The organism is Marinobacter sp. VGCF2001, assembly GCF_049943275.1.
GTDB lineage: Bacteria > Pseudomonadota > Gammaproteobacteria > Pseudomonadales > Oleiphilaceae > Marinobacter.
The window spans coordinates 1-1,076 of the sequence record NZ_JBNFVX010000042.1 but is presented as its reverse complement, the minus strand read 5'-3'; the positions used below and the strand labels follow the sequence as shown (position 1 = coordinate 1,076).

Below are 1,076 nucleotides of genomic sequence, written 5' to 3'. Positions count from 1 at the left end.
CCCCCCCCCCCCCCCCCCCCCCCCCCCCCCCCCCCCCCCCCCCCCCCCCCCCCCCCCCCCCCCCCCCCCCCCCCCCCCCCCCCCCCCCCCCCCGCGCCCGAACATGGGCATAGCCTGCTGACAAGAAAACATGAAAGGAAAGCGTAATGGCTCTGGTAAATGTTGATAAGAAAAATCATATCTTGCTGATCGGCCTGAACCGCCCGGAAAAAATGAACGCCATGAACCGGGCCATGTACCACGAAATCGCTGCCGCCTATTACCAGCTCCAGCACGACCCGGAGCTGCGCGTGGCCGTGATGTACGCCGAAGGTGACCATTTCACCAGCGGCCTGCAACTGGATGACTGGGCCGGCGTGTTCGCCAACGGTAAAGGCATCGAACCCGGCGAAGGCGAACTGGACCCGTTCGATATAACCGGCGACAGCCTCACCAAGCCGGTGGTCTTTGCCGCCCAGGGCATCTGCTTCACCTGTGGCGTGGAAATGATGCTCAACACCGACATTCGTGTAGCCGCAAAAGGCACCCGCTTCGCGCAGCTGGAAGTGAAACGTGGCATTTTCGCCTGCGGCGGCGCCACCATCCGCCTGCAACGGGAAATCGGCTGGGGCAACGCCCAGCGTTACCTGCTCACTGGTGATGAATGGACCGCCGAACAGGCTTACCAGTGGGGCCTGATCCAGGAACTGGTGGAACCCGGCGAACAGTTCAACAAGGCCATGGAGATCGCTGAAAAGATCGCCAAAGCGGCTCCGTTAGGCGTTCAGGGCAGCCTGAAATCGTCCAAGATTGCTGTGTCTGAAGGCCAGGAAGCGGCCAAGCAACGCCTGTTCCCGGAACTACGCCCGGTCATGGCCAGCGAAGATGTTAAAGAAGGCATCCAGTCGTTCCTGGAGAGAAGGGAAGCGGTGTTCCAGGGAAAGTAGTGGGGGATGCAAAGCGCCTGTTTTGGTGCAAGCGGATACCCCTCCAAAGGTAAAAGCGGCGGGGGGGGGGGGGGGGGGGGGGGGGGGGGGGGGGGGGGGGGGGGGGGGGGGGGGGGGGGGGGGGGGGGGGGGGGGGGGGGGGGGGGGGGG

General features: G+C 65.0%; 1 protein-coding gene. It reads left to right on the top strand.

Going from position 1 to position 1,076, the window contains the following annotated elements:
* The first annotated feature begins 146 nt into the window (after positions 1-146).
* Entirely contained in the window at positions 147-926 is a 780-nt protein-coding gene (locus tag ACP2AU_RS16740) for a crotonase/enoyl-CoA hydratase family protein (protein WP_426377349.1), read from the top strand.
* Positions 927-1,076: the final 150 nt, after the last annotated feature.